This is a genomic window from Protaetiibacter intestinalis (assembly GCF_003627075.1).
GTDB lineage: Bacteria > Actinomycetota > Actinomycetes > Actinomycetales > Microbacteriaceae > Homoserinibacter > Homoserinibacter intestinalis.
The window spans coordinates 1,678,173-1,702,250 of sequence record NZ_CP032630.1 but is presented as its reverse complement, the minus strand read 5'-3'; the positions used below and the strand labels follow the sequence as shown (position 1 = coordinate 1,702,250).

Below are 24,078 nucleotides of genomic sequence, written 5' to 3'. Positions count from 1 at the left end.
TCCTTTGCTTCCTATTTCTGCTTCTGCGTGCGGTTCCGGGGGTCGACGGCCTCACTGCGGAAGGCGTCGACGAGGGATGTGGCGCGGCGTTCCAGGCCTGCCGGGGTCTCGACGAGATCGAACAGGCCCATGGTGAGCCGGTGCGCCTCTCGCGGCGAGGTCGAGTGGCGCCACGTCCACTCGTACATGTCGAACAGCGGCCACCAGGTGTACCCGACGACGTCGACCCCGTCGGCGCGCAGGGCGCGCACCGCCCCGGCCGACTCGCCGAGCCACGCGGCGCGCTCGGGCACCGAGGCGGTGACGCAGGTCTCGGAGACCATGACGGGCGCACCGTACCGTGCCGCGCCCTCGCGCAGCAGTTCGATGAGCCCGTCGACGCCGTCGTCGCGCACCGGGCGCGGATCGGCGAAACCTCCGCCGTGGTGGACTCCCGCCTCGAGCATCTCCGTCGAATGCCGCGGGTAGTAGTTGATGCCGTAGACGTCGGGCTGCACCGCATGCTCGGCGAACCAGGCCAGCGCCTCGCCATCCACCCCGTGCCGTTCGAGCAGGGAACACAGCGGATGCGCGTCGCCGACCCTCCCCGTGACGAGGTCCTCGACGAGCCACACCTGGTGACGGAGCCGGTGCGCGAGCGCACGATGCTCGGGGGCGTCCAGGTCGCCCGCGTAACGCATGCCTGCATCGACATGCACGAAGGCGCCGCGCGCGCCCAGCACCTCCCGCATCCCGCGCTGAGCGAGCACGAAGCCCCTCCCCAGCTGCTCGACCATCCGCACGAGGCCCGGCTCCCCCGCGAGATAGGGAGGCCAGTAGGCGTACTCGCCCGAGAAGAGCGCGTGGATCATCGGCTCGTTGAGCGGCGTGTAGTCGGTCACGGTGTCGGAGTAGCGCTCCGCGACTCGCACCGAGTACTCGGCCACTCGAGCCGGGTAGTCGGCCGCGGCGAACTGGTGCTCGAGCCAGAGCGGCGTGCCGTAGTGCATGAGGTCGACGATCGGCCGGAGGCCGAGTTCCGCGAAGCGCGCGAACACCTGGTCCAGCCACGACCACTCGAATCGGTCGGGTTCCGGCTGCACGAGATACCAGGGCACGCCCCAGCGCACGAACCCGGCACCGGCATCCGCCGCGAGTCCCAGATCGGCGTGCCAGCGCACGTCGTGCTCGGTGAGCACGTACTCGTCGATCGCCCGTTCGCCGGGACGCTCCTGCGGCACGAAGGTGTCCTCGACGCCCACGCCGAAGTGGAGGGTGCCGTCCCGGTACCAGGGCGTCGTCATTTCAGTCCCGTCGTGGCGATGTTGTCGATGAAGCGCCGCTGTACGAAGAGGAAGCCGATCACGAGCGGGACCACCGCGAGTAGCGATCCGGCCATCATGACCCCGTAGGGGATGATGCCGCCCGGTCCGGTCAGCAGCGTGAGGCCCGAGGTGATGGTGCCCATCTCGGCCTGGTTCGTGAACACGAGCGGCCACAGCAGGTCGTTCCAGTTGTTGACGAAGGTGAACACGCCGAGGGTCATGAGCGCGGGCACCACGTTCGGCAGCACGACGCTGCGGAAGACGCGGAACTCGCTCGCCCCGTCGATGCGCGCCGCGTTGTCGAGGTCGCGCGGCAGGGCGAGGAAGAACTGCCGCAGCAGGAAGATCCCGAAGGCGTCGGCCGCGCGCGGCGCGATGAGGCCCTGATAGGTGTTGATCCAACCGAGCTCCGCCACGAGCTGGTACACGGGGATGAGCGTGGCCTGGAACGGGATCATGAGGCTCGCGATGATGAGCACCAAGAGCACCCCGCGCCCGCGGAAGTCGATGCGCGCGAGGGCGTAGGCGGCGAGCGAGTCGAACACGAGCGCGCACAGCGTGACCCCGCCGGCGAAGATCACGCTGTTGAGCGCGAGCCGGGCGAACGGCAGCTCCTCGAGGATGCGGATCAGGTTGTCGAGCGTCCACTCGGTCGGCAGCAGGGTCGGCGGGTAGGCGTTGACCTCGGCGACAGGCTTGAACGCCGTGAAGATGATGATCGCCACGGGCAGCAGCACGAAGGCGGTGACGACGGCCATCACGAGGAAGGTGACGACCGACGCGGGGCGGATGCGCGGGCGCGGCGCGCGCAGGCCGACGGCGGTCATCCGAGGTCCTTCTCTCGACGGCCGAAGAAGACGAACTGCACGACGCTCAGCAGCAGTGTGGCGATCAGCAGCACGTACGACAGGGCGGAGGCGAATCCGAGATCGAGCTTGCGGAAGCCCGACTCGTAGATCTCCATGACGATCGTCTGGGTGTGGCCGTAGGGGCCGCCGCCGGTCATGACGTAGATCTGGTCGAAAGCCTGCAGCGCCGCGATGAGGGCGAAGATCAGCACGAACGCGAAGGTGTTCGACAGCAGCGGCAGGGTGACGTTGGTGAAGCGCCGCCCGGCCCCCGCACCGTCCATGCGCGCCGCCTCGTAGAGGGAGGCCGGAATGTCCTGCAGGCCCGCGAGGAAGATCACCATGTAGAAGCCGAAGTTCTTCCACACGGCGACGAGCGCGACCGCGGGCATGGCGAGCACCGGGTCCTCGAGCACGTCGCCGAGCTGCACGCCCGCCCCCTGCAGCCAGTAGTTGACGAGACCGAGGCGCGGGTCGAGCAGGTACGACCAGGCGAACGCCGCCACCGCGAGCGAGACGATGAACGGCAGGAAGAGCGCCGTGCGGAAGAAGCCGCGGAACGGCAGTGCCGGACTGTTGAGCACGAGCGCGAGCAGCAGCGCGCTGACGACGGCCGTCGGCGTGAACAGCACCGTGTACCAGAGGGTGTTGACCATCGCGTCGAGGATGTCGGGGTCGGTGAAGACCCGGATGTAGTTGTCCAGGCCGACCCAGTCCTCGGCTCCGAAGCCGCTGGCATCCGTGAAGGAGAGCCGGAACGCGGAGATCATCGGCCAGGCGACGAAGGCCCCGAGGATGAGGAGCGCCGGTGCGAGGAAGGCGAGCGCGGTGAGGGTGCGGCGCCCTTCCCCCCGGACCCGGGGGCGCCCGCCGAGCGGTGCGGGCGGCCGGTAGGCGCGTGCTGCTGGTGCTGTCATGATTCCCTGCTGTTCGTGGGCCGGGGGCGGCGCCGCCGTCGACGCCGCCCCCGGATTGTCGAACGCTACTGGTCGGCGAGCGCCGCCTCCACCTTGCTCTGCGCCTCCGCGAGCAGGGTGTCGATGTCATCGCCGGCCATCGCGCGCTGGGTGAGCTCGTCGAGAGCCGACAGCACGTCGACGCTGTTGACGACGCCGGGCAGCAGCGGCCGGGTGAAGGAGGTGAACTGCGAGAGCGTCGCGACCGTCGCGTTCTCGGCGACCGCCTCGGCGGGCACGCCCGTGCGCAGCGGCGGCCATCCGGAGCCGAGCGACCACGCGGCGGCGTTGTCGTCGTTCAGGAAGTAGGCGAGGAACTTCTGTGCCGCGGCGATCTTGGCGTCGTCGCCCTGGTCGGTGACCGAGAGGGTGAGGCCGATGGCCGAGGCCGCCTGGGTGTCGGGGCCCGCCGGGATCGGCGCGATGCCGTAGTCGATGCCGGCATCTGCCGCGATGAAGGTCATCCAGGGCCCGCCGAAGGTCATGGCGGCCTTGCCCGAGCTGAACACGCTGTCGGCCTCGATGCCGTCGACCCCGATGGGCGAGATCTTGTCGTTCACGATCGCGTCGTACCAGAAGGCGAGCGTGTCGGCGTTCTCGGAGCTGTCGATGACGGCCTCGCCGTCGCTGACCAGGTCACCGCCTCCGCCGTAGAACAGCGAGGGCCAGACGCCGTTGCCGACGGTGGCGTGGTCGGGCAGCACGATGCCGTAGCGCTCGGGCGTGCCGTCGCCGTTCTCGTCGACGGTGAGGGCCTTCGCCGCTTCGACCCACGCATCCCAGTCGGCGGGCACCTCGGTGATGCCCGCCTCGGCGAAGGCGGCCTTGTCGTAGTAGATGGCGAGCGGCACGAAGCCGAGCGGGATGCCGTAGCTCGTGCCGTCGACGATGGTCATGGCCTTGCCGCCCTCGACGACGTCGGAGGCGTTGTTCGCCGCGTCGGCGTAGAAGTCGTCGAGCGACACGAAGGCCTTCTTCGCCGCGTAGACGGGGAAGTTCTCAGCGGGGAGGGCGACGAGGTCGGGGCCGGTCTTCGACGACAGCGCCGGAAGCAGGGTGTCGTTGATGGTGGCCCAGGTGTTGACCTCGGTCGAGACGTGCACCTCGTCCTGGCTGTCGTTGAACGAGTCGACGATGCCTTCGAGCACGTCGCCGTCTGCCTCGGTGTAGCCGTGCCAGAAGACGAGTTCGACGGGACCGTCGGAGGGGGTGTCGTCGCCGCCGGCGCTGCAGCCGGAGAGGACAAGGGCGGCTGCGGCGATCGCGCCGACGCCCACGAGGGATGTGCGGGTCATGTTCGGTTCCTTCTCTGATGCGGGACTGCTCTGTCTGCATGTGCTCCGGACGTGGACGACCGGATCGGGCCACCGTTGTTTACAACGTTGTAAATGCATGATGCGATGCCGACCCTCCTCCTGTCAAGCGCACGCCCAGATTCGCGATCAGACCGTGACGGAGGCGGCGGTAGACTCGCGCGGGATCACGCGGAAACCGGAACGCAGCTCGCGGCGGCCGCCCGTCTCGACACCGGAGATCCGATCGAGTAGCACCTCGACGGCGAGCCGGGCGATCTCGCGCCGACCGGGGTCGACCGTGCTGAGGCTCGGAAGCGAATAACGACCCTCGTCGACGTCGTCGAAGCCGATGATGGCCACTTGACCGGGAACGTCCACCCCCTGCTCCCGCAGCACGCGCAGGGCGCCGAGCGCGAGCTCGTCGTTGAGCGCGAAGACGGCATCAAAGCTCACCCGCCGGGCCAGCAGCATCCGCATCGCCTCGGCGCCGTTCGCGCGGTGCCAGGGGCCGGAGTCGACCACCAGCTCCTCGGCATAGGGCAGGCCGTGCGCCTCGAGCGCGGAGCGGTAGCCGGCTACCCGGAGACCCGCCGAGCCGATCACCTCTCCCGCGTGGGCGCCCACGACGGCGATGCGGCTACGTCCGCTCGCGATCAGGTGCTCGGTCGCGGCGCGCGCACCCGCCACGTTCTCCATCGTCACGTGATCGACGGGGCCGTCGAAGATGCGCTCGCCGAGCAGCACGAGGGGATACCCGACGTCGAGCAGCGCGGCGTCCTCATTGCCGAGGGCGAGCGGGCTGAACAGCAGCCCGTCGGTGAGCTGACGGCGCGATCCGTTCAGCACCTCCAGCTCACGCCGGCGATCGCCGCCCGTCTGCTCGATGAGCACGACGATGTCGCGTTCGTCCGCCGCGGTGATCACCTCATCCGCGAGCTCGGCGAAGTAGGCGAGACTGAGCTCGGGCACCGCGAGGCCGATCGCGCCCGTGCGCCCCGAGCGCAGCGTGCGGGCGGTTCGGTTGGGTCGATAGCCGAGCTGATCGATCGCCGCCTGCACCCGCACGCGCGTCGCCTCGCTCACATGCGGATAGTCGTTGATGACGTTCGAAACCGTCTTGAACGAGACGCCGGCCAACTGGGCCACGTCGCGCAGGGTCGCCGTCATGAGCCCACCGTAGCGCCGTGCGACGATCGCATCCGCTCTTGACCCTCGGCGCAGGGCGGGCTAGTTTCATCCGCGAACCCGAGTTGTACAACGTTGTAAACAATCGGAGGTCTTATGTCATCCCCTGTGGCCGGATCGGCACACGCCGTCTGGGTGCGACGCGCAGCACTCGCTGTGGCTGCGAGCCTTGCACTCGTCGCCGCATCCCTCATCCCCAGTAACCCCGCGCACGCCGTCACCACCGGCAACGGCGCGCTGGTCTACTCGCCTGCGGCGGGCAGCTCCTTCAATCCCGAAGGCGGCACCCCCGCAGGCACCACCTACGCCAAGATCATCGTTCTGAAGAACAACGGCGCCTCCAACGGCCAGCAGCTCGTGACCTTCGACAAGCTTGTGCTGCAGGGCGGGGTGCAGGTCTACCCGATCTACCGCAGCACCGACAACGGCAACAGCTGGAGCCATGTCGCCGACGTCAACCCCAGCGCGACGTTCCCCACCTTCACCCGTACCGCCCAGCCGTACCTGTTCGAGGTGACGCAGACCACCGGCGGCCTCGCCGCGGGCACCATCCTGCTCGCCGGGATGATCATGCCCACCGACCGCTCGAGCAGTCGACTTGTCGTCTACAAGAGCACCGACCAGGGCACCAGCTGGAGCTACCTCAGCACAATCGACACCGGCGGGCCCGCCGTCTACGACCCGAGTCCCACTTCCACGACGACGACGGTCTGGGAACCCTCGCTCGCGATCGACGGCTACGGGGGCCTCGTCGCCTACTTCTCGGACGAGCGTCAGAAGGCGAACGGTGTGCTGCAGGCGGTCTCCTACCGACGGTCCACCGACGGGGGCGCCACCTGGGGCACGCTCGTGAACGTGTCGGCGCCCACCAATCACAGTGATCGCCCTGGCATGATCACCGTCGTCAAGCTCCCCAACGGCAGCTACATGGCGACCTTCGAAGTCGTCAACCGACCCAGCCAGAGCCAGAACACGGCACCCGCTTACTACAAGGTCTCCGCCGACGGCCTCGACTGGGGTAGCTCCACGAGCATCGGCACACCCATCCAGCTGTCCGACGGACGCGGCATCGGCTCATCCCCCTACGTCACCTGGAGCCCGAGCGGCGGCCCCCAGGGGACGGTAATCGTCGCCAGCAAGTGGTCGCTCACCTCGGGGGGCGCGATCGACGGCGGGCAGAACCTCTACGTCAACTACAACCTGGGGGCGGGACCCTGGGAGCGGCTGCCGATGCCCGTCACCTACGACGCGAGCGACACCCAAGGCGGCAACTTCAGCGGGTTCGCGCAAGGTCTCGCGACCAGCGTCGACGGGCGCACGCTCTACCAGGCGACGAACGTCGAGAACCTGTCGACGAGCCTCAACGACATCCGTGTCGGCTCGATCCCCCTCGATGCCCAGCAGTACGAGGCGGAGCTCGCGACGATCAACGATGCCTCCGTGGTGACGCACGTCCAGGCGGCGAACGGATCGAAGGTGGGCAATATCAACAACGCCGGCAGCTACGTGCAGTTCGCCGTCCGGGTGCCCGCGGCCGGCAGCTACACGCTCAACGTGCGCTACGACAACGGCTACACCGCGGCGGCAACGCACGGCGTCAGCGTCAACGGCGGATCCTCATCCACGATCAGCTACCCCCGCACGGTCGACTGGGGCAGGTACGCCTGGGCGCAGAAGACGGTCACCCTCAACGCCGGACTCAACACCGTCCGCTTCACGAAGGGCACCAACTTCGCTGAGCTCGACCAGCTGCAGGTGTACCGAAGCGCCGCCCTCGATCCTCAGTTCCAGCTCGCCAACCGCAGTAGCGGAAAGTTGCTCGAGATCCTGAGCGCGCTCACCACCGACGGCGCGGCCGCCGGCCAGTGGGGGCCCACCGGCGATGCCGCCCAACGATGGACGTTGCATCCCGTGAGCGGCGCGACGGTGCAACTCGTCAACCTCAACAGCGGCAAGCTGCTCGAGATCCCTTCGGCGCAGACCGCGGACGGTGTCGATGCGGCGCAGTGGGGGCCGACCGGTCACGCCACCCAGAACTGGAACGCGACTACGAGCGGAGGCTGGTGGACATTCACCAACTCCAACAGCGGCAAGGTACTCGAGATCACGGGATGCTCGGCCTCCGACGGAGCGGTCGCCCAGCAGTACACCTCCAACGGCGCCACCTGCCAACAGTGGCGGCTGAGGAAGGAGGGGATCCAGTAGGGGACGGGGCGGTCGGGGGCTCAGCCCTCCGACGTCCCCGGCGTACGGCGCGTGGCGAGCAGCTCCTGCAGCCAGAGCGCCGAATCCTTCAGGATGCGCTCCTGCGTGTCGTAGTCGACCCGCACGATCCCGAAGCGCTTCGAGTAGCCGTAGCCCCACTCGAAGTTGTCCATGAGCGACCACACCTGGTAGCCGCGCAGGTCGACGCCCTGCGCGAGGGCGCGGTGCGCGGCCGTGAAGTGGCGGTTGAGGTAGTCGACGCGCTCGGCGTCGTGCACGCGCCTGCCGGCATCCGTCTCGGTCACCCGGTCCTCGAAGGCGGCGCCGTTCTCGGTGATCATGAGCGGCTGCTCGGGGAACTGCTCCTTGAGCGAGAGCAGCAGCTCCTCGAGCCCGTCGGGGGCGATGTTCCAGCCCATCGCGGTGTACGGGCCCGCCTGTTTCTCGAACTCGACCTCCCGCGAGCCCGGCCACGGCGAGCCGCCGACGTCCTTGTGGCCGTCGTTGTTGGCGCGGGGGCTCGCGCCGTCCCACATCTTCACGGTGACGGTCGAGTAGTAGTTGACGCCGAGCACGTCGATGCGCTGGTTGATCTGCGCGAGGTCGCCGCCCCGCACGAAGCCCCAGTCGGTGACGCCCGCCGTGTCCTCGAGCAGATCCTTCGGGTACTCGCCGCGCAGCAGCGGATGCGTGAACGCACGGTTCGCGAGCGCGTCGATGCGGCGCCTCGCCTCGGGCGAGGTCGAGTCGTCGCCGCGGATGACGTGGAAGTTGAGCGTGATGGAGAGGTCGGGGTCGTTCGTCGCCGCCCGCCGCACTTCCTGCACGGCGAGGCCGTGGCCGAGGTTCAGGTGGTGCACCGCCGCGAGCGCGGCCGCGCCGTCGGTGCGACCGGGTGCGTGGGCGCCCGAGCCGTATCCGAGGTAGGCCGAGCACCACGGCTCGTTGAGCGTCGTCCAGGTGTGCACCCGGTCGCCGAGCGCCTCGGCCGTGCGGGCCGCGTACTCGGCGAAGCGGTACGCGGTGTCGCGGGCGGGCCAGCCGCCTGCATCCTCGAGCGGCTGGGGCAGATCCCAGTGGTAGAGCGTCGCGATGGGGCGGATGCCGCGCTCGAGCAGCCCGTCGACGAGCCGCGAGTAGAAGGCGACGCCCTGCGGGTTGACCGCCCCCGAGCCGGTCGGCTGGATGCGCGGCCAGGCGATCGAGAAGCGGTAGGCCTGCAGCCCCAGCTCCTGCATGAGGTCGAGGTCCGACTCCCAGCGGTGGTAGTGGTCATCGGCCACGTCGCCCGTGTCGCCGTTCCACACCTTGCCGGGCGTGTGGCTGAAGGTGTCCCAGATCGACGGCCCGCGGCCGCCCTCCCGGGCGGCCCCCTCGATCTGGTACGAGGCGGTCGCCGAACCGATCACGAAGCCGGGCGGGAACTCGAGCCCGGCGTCGCGGTAGTCGGGGGATCCGGTGGTGGAGGGCATCCCCCCATTCTCCCCCACTGCGGGGGTCGCGCACTCCCGTGGCCGACGCTCAGTCGGCGAAGGATGCGGGGTCGCGCAGCACGGATCCGAAGGCCAGCTCGGCCGCGCCGATGAGCAGGCGGTTGCGGGCGAGACCCGCCGGGCGGATGCGGGTGCCCTCCCACGCGACGGGCAGCGTGCGGGCGGCGACCGCCGCCTCGAGCCCGGGGGCGTCCCACGCGAGCAGGGTCGCGAGGAAGCCGCCGAGCACGACGAGTTCCGGCCCGATGACGTTGATGGCGTTGCCGAGCGCACCGCCCAGCACGACCTGCTGCCGTGCGAGCTCGGCGTGCAGCGCGGGGTCCTGCGACGACAGCACCGCGGCCTCGAACTCGGGCTCGTCGGAGGTGCGCCGGCCGAGGATCGCGAGCAGCCGCGCGCGGCTGACCTCCTCCTCGAGCGTGCCGCCGACGGTGGCCCGGTGGGCGGGGTCGTCGAGGCGCGGGCGGTTGTGCCCGAACTCCCCCGCGTAGCCGTAGGCACCGCGGTACGGGCGGCCGTTGATGATGACGCCGCCGCCGATGCCGCTCGCGCCGCCGTTGAGGTACACGAGCTGGTCGACCCCGCGGCCCACGCCGAACAGGCGCTCCGCCAGCGCACCGAGGGTCGCGTCGTTGTCGGCGAAGGTCGGCAGCCCCACGACCGATTCGACGAGCCGGGGGAAGGAGATCTCACGCCAGCCGAGGTGCGGCGCCCAGCGCACGACGCCGTCGCTGGCCCGCACGAGTCCGGGCACGGCGAGACCGACGCCCACGAGGCGCCGGTCCTTGAGCGGCCCGGCCCGCAGCTCCTCGACGAGCGCGCCGATGACGGCCGCCGTCTCCTCGGGGCTCGCGATGTGGTCGAGCTCGTGGCGGATGCGGTGCTCGACCTGCGCGCCGAGCCCGACCACCGCGACCGTGACGGCGTCGATCTCGGGGTTGACGGCGATGATCGCGGGCCCCGGATGGGGCAGCACGCGCCGCGAGGGACGCCCGACGCGGTTGGTGGCGGAGGGGTCGGTCTCCTGCACGAGGCCGAGTTCGACGAGTTCGCCGACGAGCGCGCCGATCGTCGAGCGGTTGAGTCCCGTGAGGTTCGTGAGGTCGGCGCGCGACGGACCGTCACCACGATGCACGAGCTCCAGCACCGTCGAAAGGTTTCGACGGCGGACGGAGTCGACGGTGTCCCCGAGTACTGCCACGAGGCACACCATAGCGCCTGTCGTTCCTGCGGAAAGCGCCCCGACACCCCCCGGCTTGGGGCTTAAACGTTATTTTGTTGTGCTTGACGCCATTTCCCGCGTCTGCGTATGATCGCGGCATCCCAACCACTTTCGACAGGGATGTCGAAACTTTCGAGAGGTGTTCGAAGATGAACAAGGCCCGCATCACACGGGTCGGTGCCGTCGCAGCCGCGTCGGCCCTGGCCATCGGTGGTCTCACCGCCTGTACGCCGTCCGGCGACGACAACAACGACGGCGAGGTGACTCTCACCTGGTGGCACAACGCGACCACCGACCCCCAGAAGGGTCTGTGGGAGGACGTGGCCGCGGAGTTCGAGGAGTCGCACCCCGGCGTCAAGGTCGAGGTCACCGGCTACCAGAACGAGGACCTGCAGCGCACCCTCATCCCCAACGCCCTGCAGTCGGGCGACGCGCCCGACATCTTCATGGTGTGGCCCGGTGGCGAGGTCCGCTCGCAGGTCGAGGCCGGCTACCTGAAGGACCTCACCGACGTGGCGTCCGACTCGATCGACGCGCTCGGCGGCGTCGTGACGCCGTGGACGGTCGACGGCAAGGTCTACGCCCTGCCCTACACCTTCGGCATCGAGGGCATCTGGTACAACAAGGACCTCTACTCGGCCGCCGGCGTCTCGTCGGTTCCCGAGACCCTGCCCGAGCTCGAGGACGCCAACGAGAAGCTCCGCGACTACGGCGTGGCGCCGATGGCCGTCGGTGCGGGCGACCTGTGGCCGGCCGGTCACTGGTGGTACCAGTTCGCGCTCGCCGCGTGCTCGACCGACACCCTGAAGGCCGCCATCCCGGCGCTCGACTTCTCCGACCCCTGCTGGGTCGAGGCGGGCGAGCTGCTCCAGGACTTCGTCGCGACCAACCCGTTCCAGGACGGCTTCCTCGCCTCGTCGGGCCAGCAGGGCGCTGACAGCTCCGCGGGTCTCGTCGCGAACGGCAACGCCGCGGCCGAGCTCATGGGCCACTGGAACGCCGGCCAGATCGGCTCGCTGACCCCGGACGCCACCGTTCCCTCGTGGCTCGGCTGGTACCCGATGGTGAGCGTGCCCGGCACCGCCGGTGACCCGACCATCACCATGGGTGGCGGCGACGGCTTCGGTGTCTCGAAGGACGCTCCCGACGTGGCCGTCGAGCTCCTGCAGTACATCCTCAGCGACGACGTGCAGAAGCGTTACGCCGCGACCGGTGCGGGCATCCCGACCAACCCGGCTGCCGCCGACAGCATCGAGGACCCGAACCTCAAGGCGATCGCCGCCGGCCTCGCCGAGTCGTCCTACGTCCAGCTCTGGCTCGACAGCGACCTCGGCCCGACCTTCGGCACCCCGCTGAACCAGGCCGTCGTCAACCTCATGGCGGGCACCGGCACGCCGGAGGACATCGTCAAGGTCCTGGAAGACACGGCCGCCGCTCTCTGAGTAGAGCACCCAGCGCCGAACTCTAGAAAGTCAACATGACCAGCATCACTCAGGCAGGGCCCGCGGTCTCCGCGGGCCCTGCCGCCCCACGCACCCGAACCCGCCGGCGGGACACCCGCAAGCTGCTGGAGATCCTGCTCTTCGTCGGCCCCGCCCTCATCGTCTTCGTCGGCTTCGTGATCCTCCCGGTCGCGCTCGCCGCCGTCTACAGCTTCTTCAACTGGAACGGCCTCGGACCGCTCGAGCGCTTCATCGGCATCGACAACTACATCCGTGCCTTCGGCGACCCGCTGTTCCTGAAGTCGATCGGCAACAACTTCACGATCGCGATCCTGTCGCTCCTCATCCAGGGTCCGCTCGCGATCACCGTCGCCCTCCTGCTCAACCGCAAGATGCGCGGCCGCACCATCATCCGTGCCGCCATCTTCGTGCCCTACGTGCTCTCCGAGGTCATCGCGGGCCTCTCCTTCAAGCTGCTGCTCTCGCCGCGCGGTGGGCTCAACGCCTTCCTCGAGTCGATCGGCCTGGGAGACCTCGCGCAGCCCTGGCTCGCCCAGCCGGACACCGCCCTCTGGGTCATGTTCGGCATCCTGACCTGGAAGTACCTGGGCTTCGCGATCCTGCTGATGCTCGCCGGCCTCCAGGGCGTTCCGGAGGAGCTCTCCGAGGCGGCCGCGATCGACGGCGCCAGCTGGTGGAAGATCCAGTGGCACATCACGATCCCGCTGCTCGGACCCACCATCCGCATCTGGGCGTTCCTGTCGATCATCGGATCGCTCCAGCTGTTCGACATGGTCTGGGTGACCACCAGGGGCGGCCCCGTGGGCGCCACCAGCACCATGGCCACCTACATGATCCAATACGGCCAGGGCAACCCGGGCTACGGAAGCGCGGTCGCCGTGATCCTCTTCCTGATCTCGCTGCTCATCGCGGTGCTGTACCAGCGTCACGCCATGCGCCGTGACCTCGGCACCGAGGCCGACACCCGAGGAGACGACTTCTGATGTCGACCGCATCACCGACCTCCGTCCAGGCGGGCACCCGCTTCACCTGGCGTCAGCCCATCGTCTACGTCGTCGCGCTCACCGCGATCCTCGTGTCGATCATCCCGGTGCTCTACGTGTGGATCTCCGGATTCCGCACGAGCGCCGACCTCAACGCGGCGCCCGGCGGCTGGCCGAACCCGTGGTTCTTCGGCAACTACGCCAACGTCCTGACCAGTGCGCGGTTCTGGGGGTCGGTGTTCTCGTCGTCCCTCGTGGCCGTCGGCACCACCCTCGGCGTCGTGGTGCTCGGCATCTGCGCCGCGTACGTGATCGCCCGCTACCAGTTCCGCGGCCGCCAGTGGCTGTACACCTTCTTCTCCGCGGGCCTCATGTTCCCGCTGACGGTGGCGGCCCTGCCGCTCAGCATCCTGCTGCGCGACATCGGCCTGCACGGCACGTTCCTCGGCGTGATCATCCCCCAGGTGGCCTTCGGCCTCCCGGTGACGATCATCATCCTCGTGCCCTTCCTGCGGGCCATCCCGCGGGAGATCGAGGAGGCCGCCGCGATCGACGGAGCCAGCCGCATCGGCTTCTTCTGGCGGATCGTGCTGCCGCTGTCGATCCCGGGCCTCATCACGGTGGGTGTGCTCGCCTTCCTCGGAAGCTGGAACGGCTACCTGCTGCCCCTCCTCGTGATGGCCGCGGGCGGCATGCCGCAGGAGCTGTGGACCCTGCCGCTCGGCGTGCAGCAGTTCTCGACGCAGTACTCGCAGGACACGGGCGCCGTGCTCGCGTACACCTCGCTCGCGATGGTGCCCGCACTGGTGTTCTTCCTCGCCGCTGAGCGCCGCATCGTCGGCGGTCTCACCGGCGCCGTGAAGGGCTGACCGTGTCCCTCGACGTCCACGTCGTGCAGCCCTGGCACGACACCTCCCGCACACCCGACGCTCGTGTCGACGCGCTCGTGGCCCAGATGACCCTCGAGGAGAAGCTCGCGCAGCTCTTCGGGATCTGGGTCGGCGCCTCGGCCGACGGCGGCGAGGTGGCACCGCACCAGAACGACATGATCGACGACGTCGACATCGAGGAGCTGCTGCCGGAGGGGCTGGGTCAGCTGACCCGCCCCTTCGGCACGGCCCCCGTGGATCCCGCCCTGGGTGCGCTCTCGCTGCAGCGCACCCAGGAGCGGATCGTGAGCTCGAACCGCTTCGGCATCCCGGCCGTCGCCCACGAGGAGTGCCTCGCGGGCTTCGCCACCTGGGGGGCCACCGCCTACCCCGTGCCGCTGTCGTGGGGCGCGAGCTTCGATCCGGACCTCGTGCGCGAGATGGCGGGCCGCATCGGCGCCGACATGCGCTCGGTCGGCGTGCACCAGGGCCTCGCGCCCGTGCTCGACGTCGTGCGCGACGCCCGCTGGGGCCGCGTCGAGGAGACCATCGGCGAGGACCCGTACCTCGTCGGCACCATCGCGACGGCCTACATCCAGGGCCTCGAGCGCGCCGGCATCGTCGCGACGCTCAAGCACTTCGTCGGGTACTCGGCCTCGAAGGCCGGCCGCAACCTGGCGCCCGTCTCGGTCGGCCCGCGCGAGCTCGCGGATGTGCTGCTCCCGCCGTTCGAGATGGCCATCCGCGAGAGCGGCGTGCGCTCGGTCATGAACGCCTACACCGACATCGACGGCGTGCCGACGGCCGCCGACGCGAGCCTGCTCACCGGGCTGCTGCGCGACGTGTGGGGCTTCGACGGCACCGTCGTCGCCGACTACTTCTCGGTCGGCTTCCTCGCGGCGCTGCACGGCGTCGCGGCGGAGGGCGACTGGGGCGGCGCGGCCGCCACGGCCATCACCGCGGGCATCGACGTCGAGCTGCCGACCGTGCGCGGCTACGGCGCCCCGCTCGCGCAGGCGGTGCGCGACGGACGGCTCGACGAGGCGATCGTCGACCGCGCCCTGCGCCGCGTGCTGCTGCAGAAGCTCGACCTGGGGCTGCTCGACGCCGACTGGTCGCCCATGCCCGCCGTGCTCGCGGGAGGCGCGGACGCGTCGGTCGACACGGTGCGCGGCACCGTCGACCTCGACTCGGCCGAGAACCGCGAGCTCGCGGCGAAGCTCGCCGAGCGCGCCATCGTGCTGCTGCGCAACGACGGCATCCTGCCGCTCGCCGCACCCCGCCGCATCGCCGTCGTCGGCCCGACGGCCGACGACCCCTACGCGGTGCTCGGCTGCTACTCCTTCCCGGCGCACGTGGGCGTGCAGCACCCCGAGACGCCGATCGGCATCGGACTGCCCACCCTGCTCGAGTCGCTGCGGGCCGAGTTCCCGGAGGCCGACCTCGTCTACGTGCGCGGCACGACGATCGACGGCGGCGAGACCGCCGAGATCCCGGCCGCGGTCGAGGCGGCGCGCGACGCCGACGTCGTCATCCTCGCCCTCGGCGACCGCGCGGGCCTCTTCGGCCGGGGCACCTCGGGTGAGGGCTGCGACGCCGAGTCGCTCGCCCTGCCGGGCGCGCAGCAGCAGCTGCTCGACGCGGTGGTCGCGAGCGGCACGCCCTCGGTCGTGACGCTGCTCGCCGGCCGCCCGTACGCGCTCGGCTCCGCCCCGGAGTCCGCGGACGCGATCCTCGAGGCCTTCTTCCTCGGCGAGGAGGGCACCCAGGCGATCGCGGGCGCGCTCAGCGGGCGGGTCAACCCCGCCGGCCGCCTCCCCGTGAGCGTCCCCGCCACCGCGGGCGCCCAGCCGTCGAGCTACCTCGCGGCCCCGCTCGCCCGCAAGAGCGGCGTGTCGAACATCGACCCCACCCCGGCCTACTGGTTCGGTCACGGCCTCTCCTACTCCGAGTTCGCGTGGAGCGACCTCGGCACCTCGAGCAGGCTGTTCTCCGAGACGGTCGAGGTGCGCGTCAAGGTCGCCAACACGAGCGACCGGGACGGCTCCGAGGTCGTGCAGCTGTACCTGCACGACCCGGTGGCGAGCGTCGTGCGCCCCGTGCAGCGGCTCATCTCCTTCGCCCGCGTCGACCTCGCGGCGGGCGAGGATGCGACCGTCACGTTCCGAGTCCCCGCCGAGCTGACGTCGTTCACCGGCGTCGACGGTCGCCGCATCGTCGAGCCCGGCGCGGTCGTGTTCGGGGTCGCCCGTTCCGCAGGCGACATCGTGTTCTCCCACCCCGTGGAGCTGACCGGCGAGACCCGCGTCGTCGACCACACCCGGCCGCTGCACGCCGAGGTCTCGATCTCGCGCGCGTGAGCGAGCGTCCGCCGCACCGTGTCGGCGAGCTGACCGTCCAGCTCGCCGACACGACGGGTGCCCCCCTCGCCGAGCGCGAGGTCGAGGTCGCCCAGACCCGCCACGCCTTCGGTTTCGGCAGCACGGGCTTCGAGCTCATCGCGCACGCCAACGGCGAGCGGGATGACGCCGAGCTCGTCGAGGACTGGCTGGGGGTGTTCGACACCGCCACGCTCCCCTTCTATCGCGGCGACTTCGAGCCGGAGCCCGGCAGGACGCAGACCGATCGCATCCGCGCCACCGCCCGCTGGTTCGTCGACCGCGGGGTGCGGCTCAAGGGCCACCCGCTCGTCTGGCACACCGTCAAGGCGCGCTGGATGGATCCGCTCCCCCTCGCCGAGGTCGAGAGGCTGACCTTCGACCGCATCCGCCGCGAGCTGAGCGACTTCCGCGGGCTCGTCGGCAGCTGGGACGTCGTCAACGAGGCCGTCATCATGCCGGTGTTCGAGAACGAGCCGGACGGCGTGCCGAACGCGATCACCCGGCTCGCGCAGCAGCGCGGCATCGTGCCGTTCGTGCACGAGGCGTTCACGGTGGCGCGGGAGGCCGACCCCGGCGCCACGCTGCTGCTCAACGACTTCGACCTGTCGAGCGACTACGAGCGCCTCATCGAGCGGCTGCTCGAGGCCGGCACCCCGATCGACGCGCTCGGCCTGCAGACCCACATGCACCAGGGCTACTGGGGCGAGGAGACGATGCTCGCGATGGTCGACCGCTTCGCGCGGTTCGGCCTGCCGCTGCACCTGACCGAGAACACGCTGCTCTCCGGCGAGCTCATGCCCGCGCACATCGTCGACCTCAACGACTACCAGCCCGCCTCCTGGCCCTCGACGCCCGAGGGCGAGGCCCGCCAGGCCGACGAGCTCGAGCGGCACTACCGCTCGCTCGTCGGGCACCCGGCGGTGCAGTCGATCACCTACTGGGGCATCACCGACGCCGGCGCCTGGCTCGGCGCCCCGGCCGGACTGCTGCGCGCCGACGGCTCGCGCAAGCCCGCCTACCACGCCCTGCAGCGGCTCGTCCGCGGCGAGTGGTGGCTGCCGCCGACGCGGATGCGCACGGACGCGGAGGGGCGGCTGCGCGTCTCCGGCTTCCTCGGCGACTACCGCGTCACGGCGGGCTCGGCGTCCGCCGGGTTCGCGATCGAGCGCTCGGGCTCGGACTCGGCGTTCGCTCCGCTCGTCGTGCGCTGAGCCGCGTCACCGCACGACGCCACCGCGCGACGTCGTCCGCGCATCCGCATCCGTATCCGTTTCCGGGCAGCAGACGACGCCCGGGCCGCGCCGACGAGCCCGGGCGTCGCTTCTCCGTCAGAGACGGAGCGTCTCGCGGCGCCGCCGGTGGCGTGCCATGAGCACGACTCCGGCAAGGAGAAGCAGCAACGCAGCACCGATACCCGCACCGGGGTCGGAGCCGGTCGCCGCCAGCGCAGCGAGCACAGTGAGCTGACCGCTCGCCAGGACGTCACCGTCGACGGTGGCGGCCAGGCGGTAGGAGCCCGGGGTCGTGTCGGCGGGCACGGTGACGGATCCCGCCGCCGTTCCCGACTGTCCGACCGTCAGGCTGCCGAGGGTCGCGGGTAGCGCCGCGGCGGACGCCGACCGTGCGACGGCGGCGATGCCCACGCCGCCACCGCCGCCGGCCGCCGAGGCGGGCCGGTCGAGCACGAGGTCGACGACCGTGCCCGGCTCGAAGCCCGAGAGGCTGACGTCGAGCGTGCCGCCCGCACGCACCGAGGACGCACCGAGCGTCACGGTCGCGTCGTCCGGCTCCTCGCCGCCCTCGGCCGGGCCGACGAGTTCGCCGACGCCCCAGCGGGCGGTCGACTGGTAGCCGGCGCCGGTCGGGTCGGCCCAGTTCGCGATGCCGGTGCGGGATCCGCCCGAGGCGTCGTTGACCTGGAAGTCGAGGCCCTGCAGGGCACCGAGCGCCACGTAGTCGTCCAGGTCGATCGCCGCCTCGACGACGTAGCCGCCGTCGATCGCCGACGTCGCCGACTGCACGCGTCCGGCCTGGAACGCCTCGTCACCGGTGCCGAACGACTGCGTGTTCGTCGCCGAGATGCGGATCTGGCTGTCGTCGTAGCGGTAGGAGCCGTTCTTGGCGTTGCCCGGGTCGACGAAGATCTCGACCGAGTCCTGGACCCAGGGGTCGGAGCCCGAGACGTCGACGATCGGGTCGGCCACGACCGCGAGCACGTAGAGCTTGTCGCCGTACCAGAGGGTGCGCACGGTGGCCTCCGCGCCCGTGCCCTGCACGTGCTTCGCGGTGGTCACGACGTTCGCGTCGTCCCACAGCCCGTCGATCGTGCCGTCGATCGTCGGGGCGACGGAGGCCTGGACGACCTGCGTGAACGACACCGGCTCACGCAGGGTCAGCGTGCCCGTGACGCCCTCGGCGTTCCAGCCGGTGGTCGTCGCGCCGTCGCGAACCCGCACGTCGAAGGCGAGCTCGTCGCCCTGTTCGGCGGCCTCGAGCGGCAGCTCCACGACCATCCGGTAGCCCGTCGCCGTCTCGGCGACGACGCCGTCGGCGTCGCCCGAGCCGTCGCGACCGAGCGTCACGGTGTCGTCACCCAGCTGGAAGCTCACCTGGTCGTTCCCCGACGTCGTGTCGGCGACGTCGACGTAGGCGGTCAGGTGGTCGCTCTCCCAGCGCAGCTGGAAGCCGGCGGTCGAGCTGAGCGCGTGCAGCGGCAGTCGCGACCACTCCGGGTCGTCGGTCGCGCCGTCGACGGCCGGCACGTCCGCCTGGAACACGTCCGCGGTGCGCAGTCGCGCCGGGAGGTCGGTGTCCACGATGCCGTAGTAGGCGGGCTTGGCCTGCAGCCCGTCGTTGAAGACGAGCGGCGCCCCGGAGCTGCTCCGCCAGCTGCGACCGTCGTTGAGGCCCCAGACCGTCACCGAGAAGAGGTCCTCGGCGTGGGCCCGGAACACCCGGAACGCGTCACGGAAGTAGTAGCCCTGGTCGACGAGCTTCGCGTCGGTGACGGGCGTGCCCGTCGTCACGTCGAACTCGGTGACGGCCTGGCGCACCGGCAGATCCTCGAAGGCCTCGATGGCCGCCTCGAGGGCGCTCACCGGCATCGACAGGCTCACGTGGAACTGGTGCCCCACGCCGTCGACCGGCACGCCGCGCGCCAGGAGGCGCTCCACGAGCGCGTGGTAGCGCACCTGCTTGCCCGACTGCTCCGTGTTGTAGTCGTTGATGAACAGCGTCACCGGGTGGTCGGCGCCGTCGGCGGCGTAGGTGTCGTTGAACGCCTCGTTCGCGTACTCGAAGGCGTCGTCGATGAACTCCTCGCCGAGGATGCGATACCACTCGCTGCGGCGCAGGCCGTCGGCGTACTCGCCCGAGTCGGAGACGACCTCGTTGACGACGTCGAACGCGTAGAGCGGGTTGGTGTCGGAGCCGAAGTCGCCCCAACCGTCGGCGAGGTACTGCGCGACCGCGAAGATGTGGTCGTGCAGGCGCTGCCGCAGGATCGCCTTGTCCGCGTCGCTCGTGGTGAGCGGGGCGCCCTCGGCGTCCTCGAAGAACCAGGCAGGGGTCTGGCTGTGCCAGGCGAGCACGTGGCCGTAGACCTTGAGGTCGTTCTCCTGGGCGAAGTCCATGAGGGCGTCGATGTCGCCGCTCGGCGAGAACTGCTTCTCGGCGTCGTACCAGCCCTCGGGCTTCATGGCGTTCTCGGCCGTGATCTGGTCGAAGTGCTTGAGGGTCAGCTCCTCCGCGGCGCCCACGGTCTCGCGCGTGTCGATCGCGACACCCACGGGGAAGTCGACGGTGTCCTTGATCGGCGTGAGGTCCTCGATCACGATCGTCCTCGCCGACACCTCGATGTCGTCGACGTACAGTGCAGACGTGTTGTCGCCGTTGTAGTTCGTCTCGAAGTAGATGAACGAGCTGTCACCGGCGGGCACCGTGAAGTCCCCGCTGACGTGCGTCCAGCCCGTGTTGGTCACGTTGTCGAACTGTACGAGCGTCTTGAAGTCGTCGGTGCTGCCCGTCGTCGTCTGGAGGCTCAGCCAGACGGCGTCGACCGGCTCACCCGCGGCGAATCGCACCCACGCCGAGAGCGTGTAGGTGGGGCCGGGGAGCAGAAGACCCGTCGCATCGTGCCCGATTCCGCTTCCCTGCGAGAGCCGCCCCGTGAGCGCGGCCGCCTGCTCACCACCGTGCACGTAGGTGTCGTCGGTCGTGATCGCCACAGTCGGTGCGCCGGCGCCGTTGTCACGGGGCCCCCAGCCATCGAGCCCGTCCTCGAAGTCGGTGCTGAGCGCGCCAGGGTCGCCCGCGTCGACGGGCGGCGTGCTCGTCCCCTCCTGGGTGATGAGGACGTCGTCGACGAGGAACTCGACCGTGCCGTCGACCGCCTCGATGTAGATCGAGCTCGGCAGGTGCGCCGCGTCGACCGTGAAGTCGCCGCCGATCTGCACCCACGCCGAATCGGTCACGTCCAGGCGGTCCCCGACCCACGGGTACTCGTTGGAGGCACCGGGCTGGTTCACCCCGAAGTTCAGCTTCGTGGCCGACTGGCCGGAGACCAGCTTCACCCACCCGGAGATGTGGTACGTGCCCGAGGTCAGCAGCGAACCCGGCAGCGACGGCCCGTTCCAACCCTCCGTGCGCCCGGTCACCTTCAGTGCACCCGATCCCTGGTGCGCATCCGCATCGATCGCCAAAGCCACGGGACCGCGCGGGACCCACGGATCCACCGAAGCACCCTCGAAGTCACTCGACTGGATGGTCGTGACCACCGTGTCCTGGGTGATGAGGACGTCGTCGACGAGGAACTCGACCGTGCCGTCGACCGCCTCGATGTAGATCGAGCTCGGCAGGTGCGCCGCGTCGACCGTGAAGTCGCCGCCGATCTGCACCCACGCCGAATCGGTCACGTCCAGGCGGTCCCCGACCCACGGGTACTCGTTGGAGGCACCGGGCTGGTTCACCCCGAAGTTCAGCTTCGTGGCCGACTGGCCGGAGACCAGCTTCACCCACCCGGAGATGTGGTACGTGCCCGAGGTCAGCAGCGAACCCGGCAGCGACGGCCCGTTCCAACCCTCCGTGCGCCCGGTCACCTTCAGTGCACCCGATCCCTGGTGCGCATCCGCATCGATCGCCAAAGCCACGGGACCGCGCGGGACCCACGGATCCACCGAAGCACCCTCGAAGTCACTCCAGGACACGAGCTGCTGGCCGGCGGGCACGGGGGCCGTGGCCGCGGCGGCGGTCCAGGAGATCGCGAGCAGCGATCCGGCCGCGAGGGTGAGGGCGGCCGTGGCGGCAGCGAAAGTTTCGAGTCGGCGTCGAGTCGACACGGGCGCTCCTTTGCGCGAGGGAATGCGTCCTGACTGGACACGAGTGCGTCCAAAGTAGGCGGGAGGGCAGCACCGGACAAGGGTTATGTTGCCGACCGCAACTTAACGTTACCTACCCGTTACCGAAACTTCTTCGAAAATATCGGCGGCAGCGGAGCGTCAGGCGACGAGCGGCGCCGTGCTCTCGCGCAGCACGAGGTTCGTCGCGAGATCCATGCGCGGCACCGACTCGAGCGGGGCCTCGCTCATCCGGATGACGAGCCGCGTCGCCTCCTCCGCCATCCGGCGCAACGGCTGACGGATGGTCGTGAGCCGCGGGCTCACCCACTTCGCGAGCGGGATGTCGTCGTAGCCGACGAGCGAGAGATCGTCGGGCACCCGCAGCCCGAGTTCGCGCACCGCCTCGAGCACGCCGAGCGCCTGCAGGTCGCTGCCGGCGAAGATCGCGGTGGGGCGGTCGTCGCCGCTCAACAGCGAGCGGGCGTGCTCGTAGCCGCCCGAGGTGTGGAAGTCGCCGAAGCGGATCCACTCCGGGCGGATGGGCAGTCCCGCCGAGCTCATCGCCGAGCGGAACCCGTCGATGCGGGCGTGCGAGCACATCATGTCGTCGGCACCCGTGATCGCGGCGATCTTCGTGTGGCCGAGCTCGATGAGGTGACGGGTCGCCATGAGACCGCCCGACCAGTTGGCCGAGCCGACCGACGGCACCTCGGGCGAGGGGTCGCCGGCGGGGTCGATGATGACGAAGGGGATCGCGCGCGAGCGCAGCGCCTCGCGGTACTCGGTGGGCAGGTCGGAGAAGACGAGCACGACGCCGACCGGACGCCGACGCAGCACCCCCTCGATCCAGTCGGGGTCGGGCGCGTGGCGGCTGCCGCTCTCGGTCAGCACGATGCTCATGCCGTGGTCGGCGGCGATGTTCTCGACGCCGCGGATGATCTCCATCGACCATGCGGCCTCGAGCTCGTGGAAGACGAGCTCGATGAGGCCCGTGCTCAGCTGGGAGCTCTTGCGGCGCAGGTAGCCGTGCTTGGACAGCAGCGACTCCACGCGCGAGCGGGTCGCCTGCGAGACGTCGGGGCGGCCGTTGAGGACCTTCGAGATCGTCGACAGGGAGACCCCTGCCTCCTCGGCCACGCGTGCGAGCGTGACGCGCTCGGCGGCAGCGGTGCGAGCCATGGGCGTCCCCTTTCGATCGCGCCAGTCTACGTCCGGTTTCGCGAAACTATCGAACGCGATCCGGGGCTTTGTCACGAGCCGCCGATGGTATATGTTTGCCTTCGCAACATTTTATCTCGACGAGGAGCAACAGGAGATCGCGATGACCGCGCCCACCCCCACCCGTGACGACAAGTTCAGCTTCGGACTCTGGACCGTCGGCTACAACGGAGCCGACCCCTTCGGCGGCCCCACCCGTGCCGCGCTCGACGTCGTCCACGTCGTCGAGAAGCTCGCCGAGGTGGGTGCCTACGGCCTCACCTTCCACGACGACGACCTCTTCCCCTTCGGCTCGACGGATGCCGAGCGCCAGAAGCAGATCGACCGCCTGAAGGGCGCGCTCGAGGCGACCGGCCTCATCATCCCGATGGCGACCACCAACCTCTTCAGCGCCCCCGTCTTCAAGGACGGCGGCCTCACCTCCAACGACCGCGCCGTGCGTCGCTTCGCGCTGCGCAAGCTCATCCGCAACCTCGACCTCGCCGCCGAGCTCGGTGCGAAGACCTACGTCGCCTGGGGTGGCCGCGAGGGCGCCGAGTACGACTCGGCCAAGGACATCCGCGTCGCGCTCGAGCGCTACAAGGAGGCCTTCGACTTCCTCGGCCAGTACGTCATCGACAAGGGCTACGACATCCGCTTCGCGATCGAGCCGAAGCCGAACGAGCCCCGCGGCGACATCCTGCTGCCGACCGTCGGCCACGCGCTCGCCTTCATCAACGAGCTCGAGCACCCCGAGCTGGTGGGCCTCAACCCCGAGGTCGGCCACGAGCAGATGGCGGGCCTGAACTTCCAGGCCGGCATCGCCCAGGCGCTGTGGCACGGCAAGCTCTACCACATCGACCTCAACGGCCAGCGCGGCATCAAGTACGACCAGGACCTCGTCTTCGGCCACGGCGACCTGCACAACGCCTTCGCCCTCGTCGACCTGCTCGAGAACGGCGGCCCGAACGGCGGCCCGGCCTACGACGGCCCCCGCCACTTCGACTACAAGCCCTCGCGCACCGAGGACGAGGACGGCGTGTGGGAGTCGGCTCGCGCCAACATCCGCACCTACCTGCTGCTCAAGGAGCGCGCCGCGGCCTTCCGCGCCGACCCCGAGGTGCAGGAGGCGCTCGCCGCGGCCCGCGTGCCCGAGCTCGGCCAGCCGACCCTCAACCCGGGCGAGACCGTCGCCGACCTCGTCGCCGACCGCTCGGCCTTCGAGGACTTCGACGCGGCGTCGTACTTCAACGCCAAGGGCTTCGGCTTCGTGCGCCTGCAGCAGCTCGCGACCGAGCACCTGCTCGGCGCCCGCTGACCCACCCACACCACCCTGAGTGG

At 70.1% G+C, this 24,078-nt stretch carries 16 protein-coding genes; 7 read left to right on the top strand and 9 right to left on the bottom strand.

What is annotated here, in order from left to right; translation table 11 throughout:
• Window positions 1-11 precede the first annotated feature (11 nt).
• From D7I47_RS08020 to D7I47_RS08000, 5 genes are all read right to left on the bottom strand, one after another.
• Window positions 12-1,283 carry a family 1 glycosylhydrolase gene (locus tag D7I47_RS08020; RefSeq protein ID WP_120762551.1) on the bottom strand — a complete coding sequence of 424 codons (1,272 nt, stop codon included), beginning with the start codon at window positions 1,281-1,283 and terminating at the stop codon, window positions 12-14.
• The gene (locus D7I47_RS08015; protein WP_120762550.1) at window positions 1,280-2,131 is read right to left on the bottom strand and encodes a carbohydrate ABC transporter permease; all 852 of its coding nucleotides are present in this window, start codon (window positions 2,129-2,131) and stop codon (window positions 1,280-1,282) included. Before D7I47_RS08015 ends, D7I47_RS08020 begins: the two co-directional genes overlap by 4 nt.
• The gene (locus D7I47_RS08010; RefSeq protein ID WP_120762549.1) at window positions 2,128-3,069 is read right to left on the bottom strand and encodes a carbohydrate ABC transporter permease; all 942 of its coding nucleotides are present in this window, start codon (window positions 3,067-3,069) and stop codon (window positions 2,128-2,130) included. Before D7I47_RS08010 ends, D7I47_RS08015 begins: the two co-directional genes overlap by 4 nt.
• 65 nt (window positions 3,070-3,134) lie before the next feature.
• Window positions 3,135-4,403 (bottom strand): ABC transporter substrate-binding protein, encoded by a 1,269-nt coding sequence (locus D7I47_RS08005; protein WP_120762548.1) that lies wholly within the window; start codon window positions 4,401-4,403, stop codon window positions 3,135-3,137.
• 147 nt (window positions 4,404-4,550) lie between these two features.
• On the bottom strand, window positions 4,551-5,570 hold the full coding sequence (locus D7I47_RS08000; RefSeq protein WP_120762547.1) for a LacI family DNA-binding transcriptional regulator: 1,020 nt from the start codon (window positions 5,568-5,570) through the stop codon (window positions 4,551-4,553).
• Window positions 5,571-5,744: 174 nt separating this feature from the next.
• On the opposite strand from D7I47_RS08000, the gene D7I47_RS07995 reads away from it, so the two are divergent.
• Window positions 5,745-7,793 (top strand): RICIN domain-containing protein, encoded by a 2,049-nt coding sequence (locus D7I47_RS07995; protein WP_227000526.1) that lies wholly within the window; start codon window positions 5,745-5,747, stop codon window positions 7,791-7,793.
• A gap of 20 nt (window positions 7,794-7,813) precedes the next feature.
• Here the strand turns inward: D7I47_RS07995 and D7I47_RS07990 are convergent, their stop codons facing one another.
• Window positions 7,814-9,265, bottom strand: a complete 1,452-nt coding sequence (locus D7I47_RS07990) for a GH1 family beta-glucosidase (protein WP_120762545.1) — start codon at window positions 9,263-9,265, stop codon at window positions 7,814-7,816.
• Window positions 9,266-9,314: 49 nt separating this feature from the next.
• A complete protein-coding gene (locus tag D7I47_RS07985) occupies window positions 9,315-10,487 on the bottom strand; it encodes an ROK family transcriptional regulator (protein WP_227000524.1) in 1,173 nt (390 codons plus the stop codon).
• 170 nt (window positions 10,488-10,657) lie between these two features.
• On the opposite strand from D7I47_RS07985, the gene D7I47_RS07980 reads away from it, so the two are divergent.
• From D7I47_RS07980 to D7I47_RS07960, 5 genes are read left to right on the top strand one after another with little or no spacing between them, the layout of a single operon-like run.
• The gene (locus D7I47_RS07980) at window positions 10,658-11,950 is read left to right on the top strand and encodes an ABC transporter substrate-binding protein (protein ID WP_120762543.1); all 1,293 of its coding nucleotides are present in this window, start codon (window positions 10,658-10,660) and stop codon (window positions 11,948-11,950) included.
• Between the two features lie 35 nt (window positions 11,951-11,985).
• Window positions 11,986-12,954: a carbohydrate ABC transporter permease gene (locus D7I47_RS07975; protein WP_120762542.1), complete on the top strand. Its 969-nt coding sequence runs from the start codon at window positions 11,986-11,988 to the stop codon at window positions 12,952-12,954.
• Window positions 12,954-13,823 (top strand): carbohydrate ABC transporter permease, encoded by an 870-nt coding sequence (locus D7I47_RS07970; protein WP_120762541.1) that lies wholly within the window; start codon window positions 12,954-12,956, stop codon window positions 13,821-13,823. The genes D7I47_RS07975 and D7I47_RS07970 overlap by 1 nt, the downstream gene beginning before the upstream one ends.
• A gap of 2 nt (window positions 13,824-13,825) precedes the next feature.
• The gene (locus D7I47_RS07965; RefSeq protein WP_227000522.1) at window positions 13,826-16,183 is read left to right on the top strand and encodes a beta-xylosidase/alpha-l-arabinosidase; all 2,358 of its coding nucleotides are present in this window, start codon (window positions 13,826-13,828) and stop codon (window positions 16,181-16,183) included.
• Window positions 16,180-17,415: an endo-1,4-beta-xylanase gene (locus tag D7I47_RS07960; RefSeq protein WP_120762540.1), complete on the top strand. Its 1,236-nt coding sequence runs from the start codon at window positions 16,180-16,182 to the stop codon at window positions 17,413-17,415. The genes D7I47_RS07965 and D7I47_RS07960 overlap by 4 nt, the downstream gene beginning before the upstream one ends.
• 117 nt (window positions 17,416-17,532) lie before the next feature.
• On the opposite strand, the gene D7I47_RS07955 is transcribed toward D7I47_RS07960, so the two are convergent.
• Both D7I47_RS07955 and D7I47_RS07950 read right to left on the bottom strand, forming a co-directional pair.
• Window positions 17,533-21,540: an endo-1,4-beta-xylanase gene (locus tag D7I47_RS07955; RefSeq protein WP_120762539.1), complete on the bottom strand. Its 4,008-nt coding sequence runs from the start codon at window positions 21,538-21,540 to the stop codon at window positions 17,533-17,535.
• Window positions 21,541-21,699: 159 nt separating this feature from the next.
• Window positions 21,700-22,719, bottom strand: a complete 1,020-nt coding sequence (locus D7I47_RS07950) for a LacI family DNA-binding transcriptional regulator (protein ID WP_120762538.1) — start codon at window positions 22,717-22,719, stop codon at window positions 21,700-21,702.
• Between the two features lie 142 nt (window positions 22,720-22,861).
• On the opposite strand from D7I47_RS07950, the gene xylA reads away from it, so the two are divergent.
• Window positions 22,862-24,055, top strand: a complete 1,194-nt coding sequence (xylA, locus tag D7I47_RS07945; RefSeq protein ID WP_120762537.1) for a xylose isomerase — start codon at window positions 22,862-22,864, stop codon at window positions 24,053-24,055.
• Window positions 24,056-24,078 lie beyond the last annotated feature (23 nt).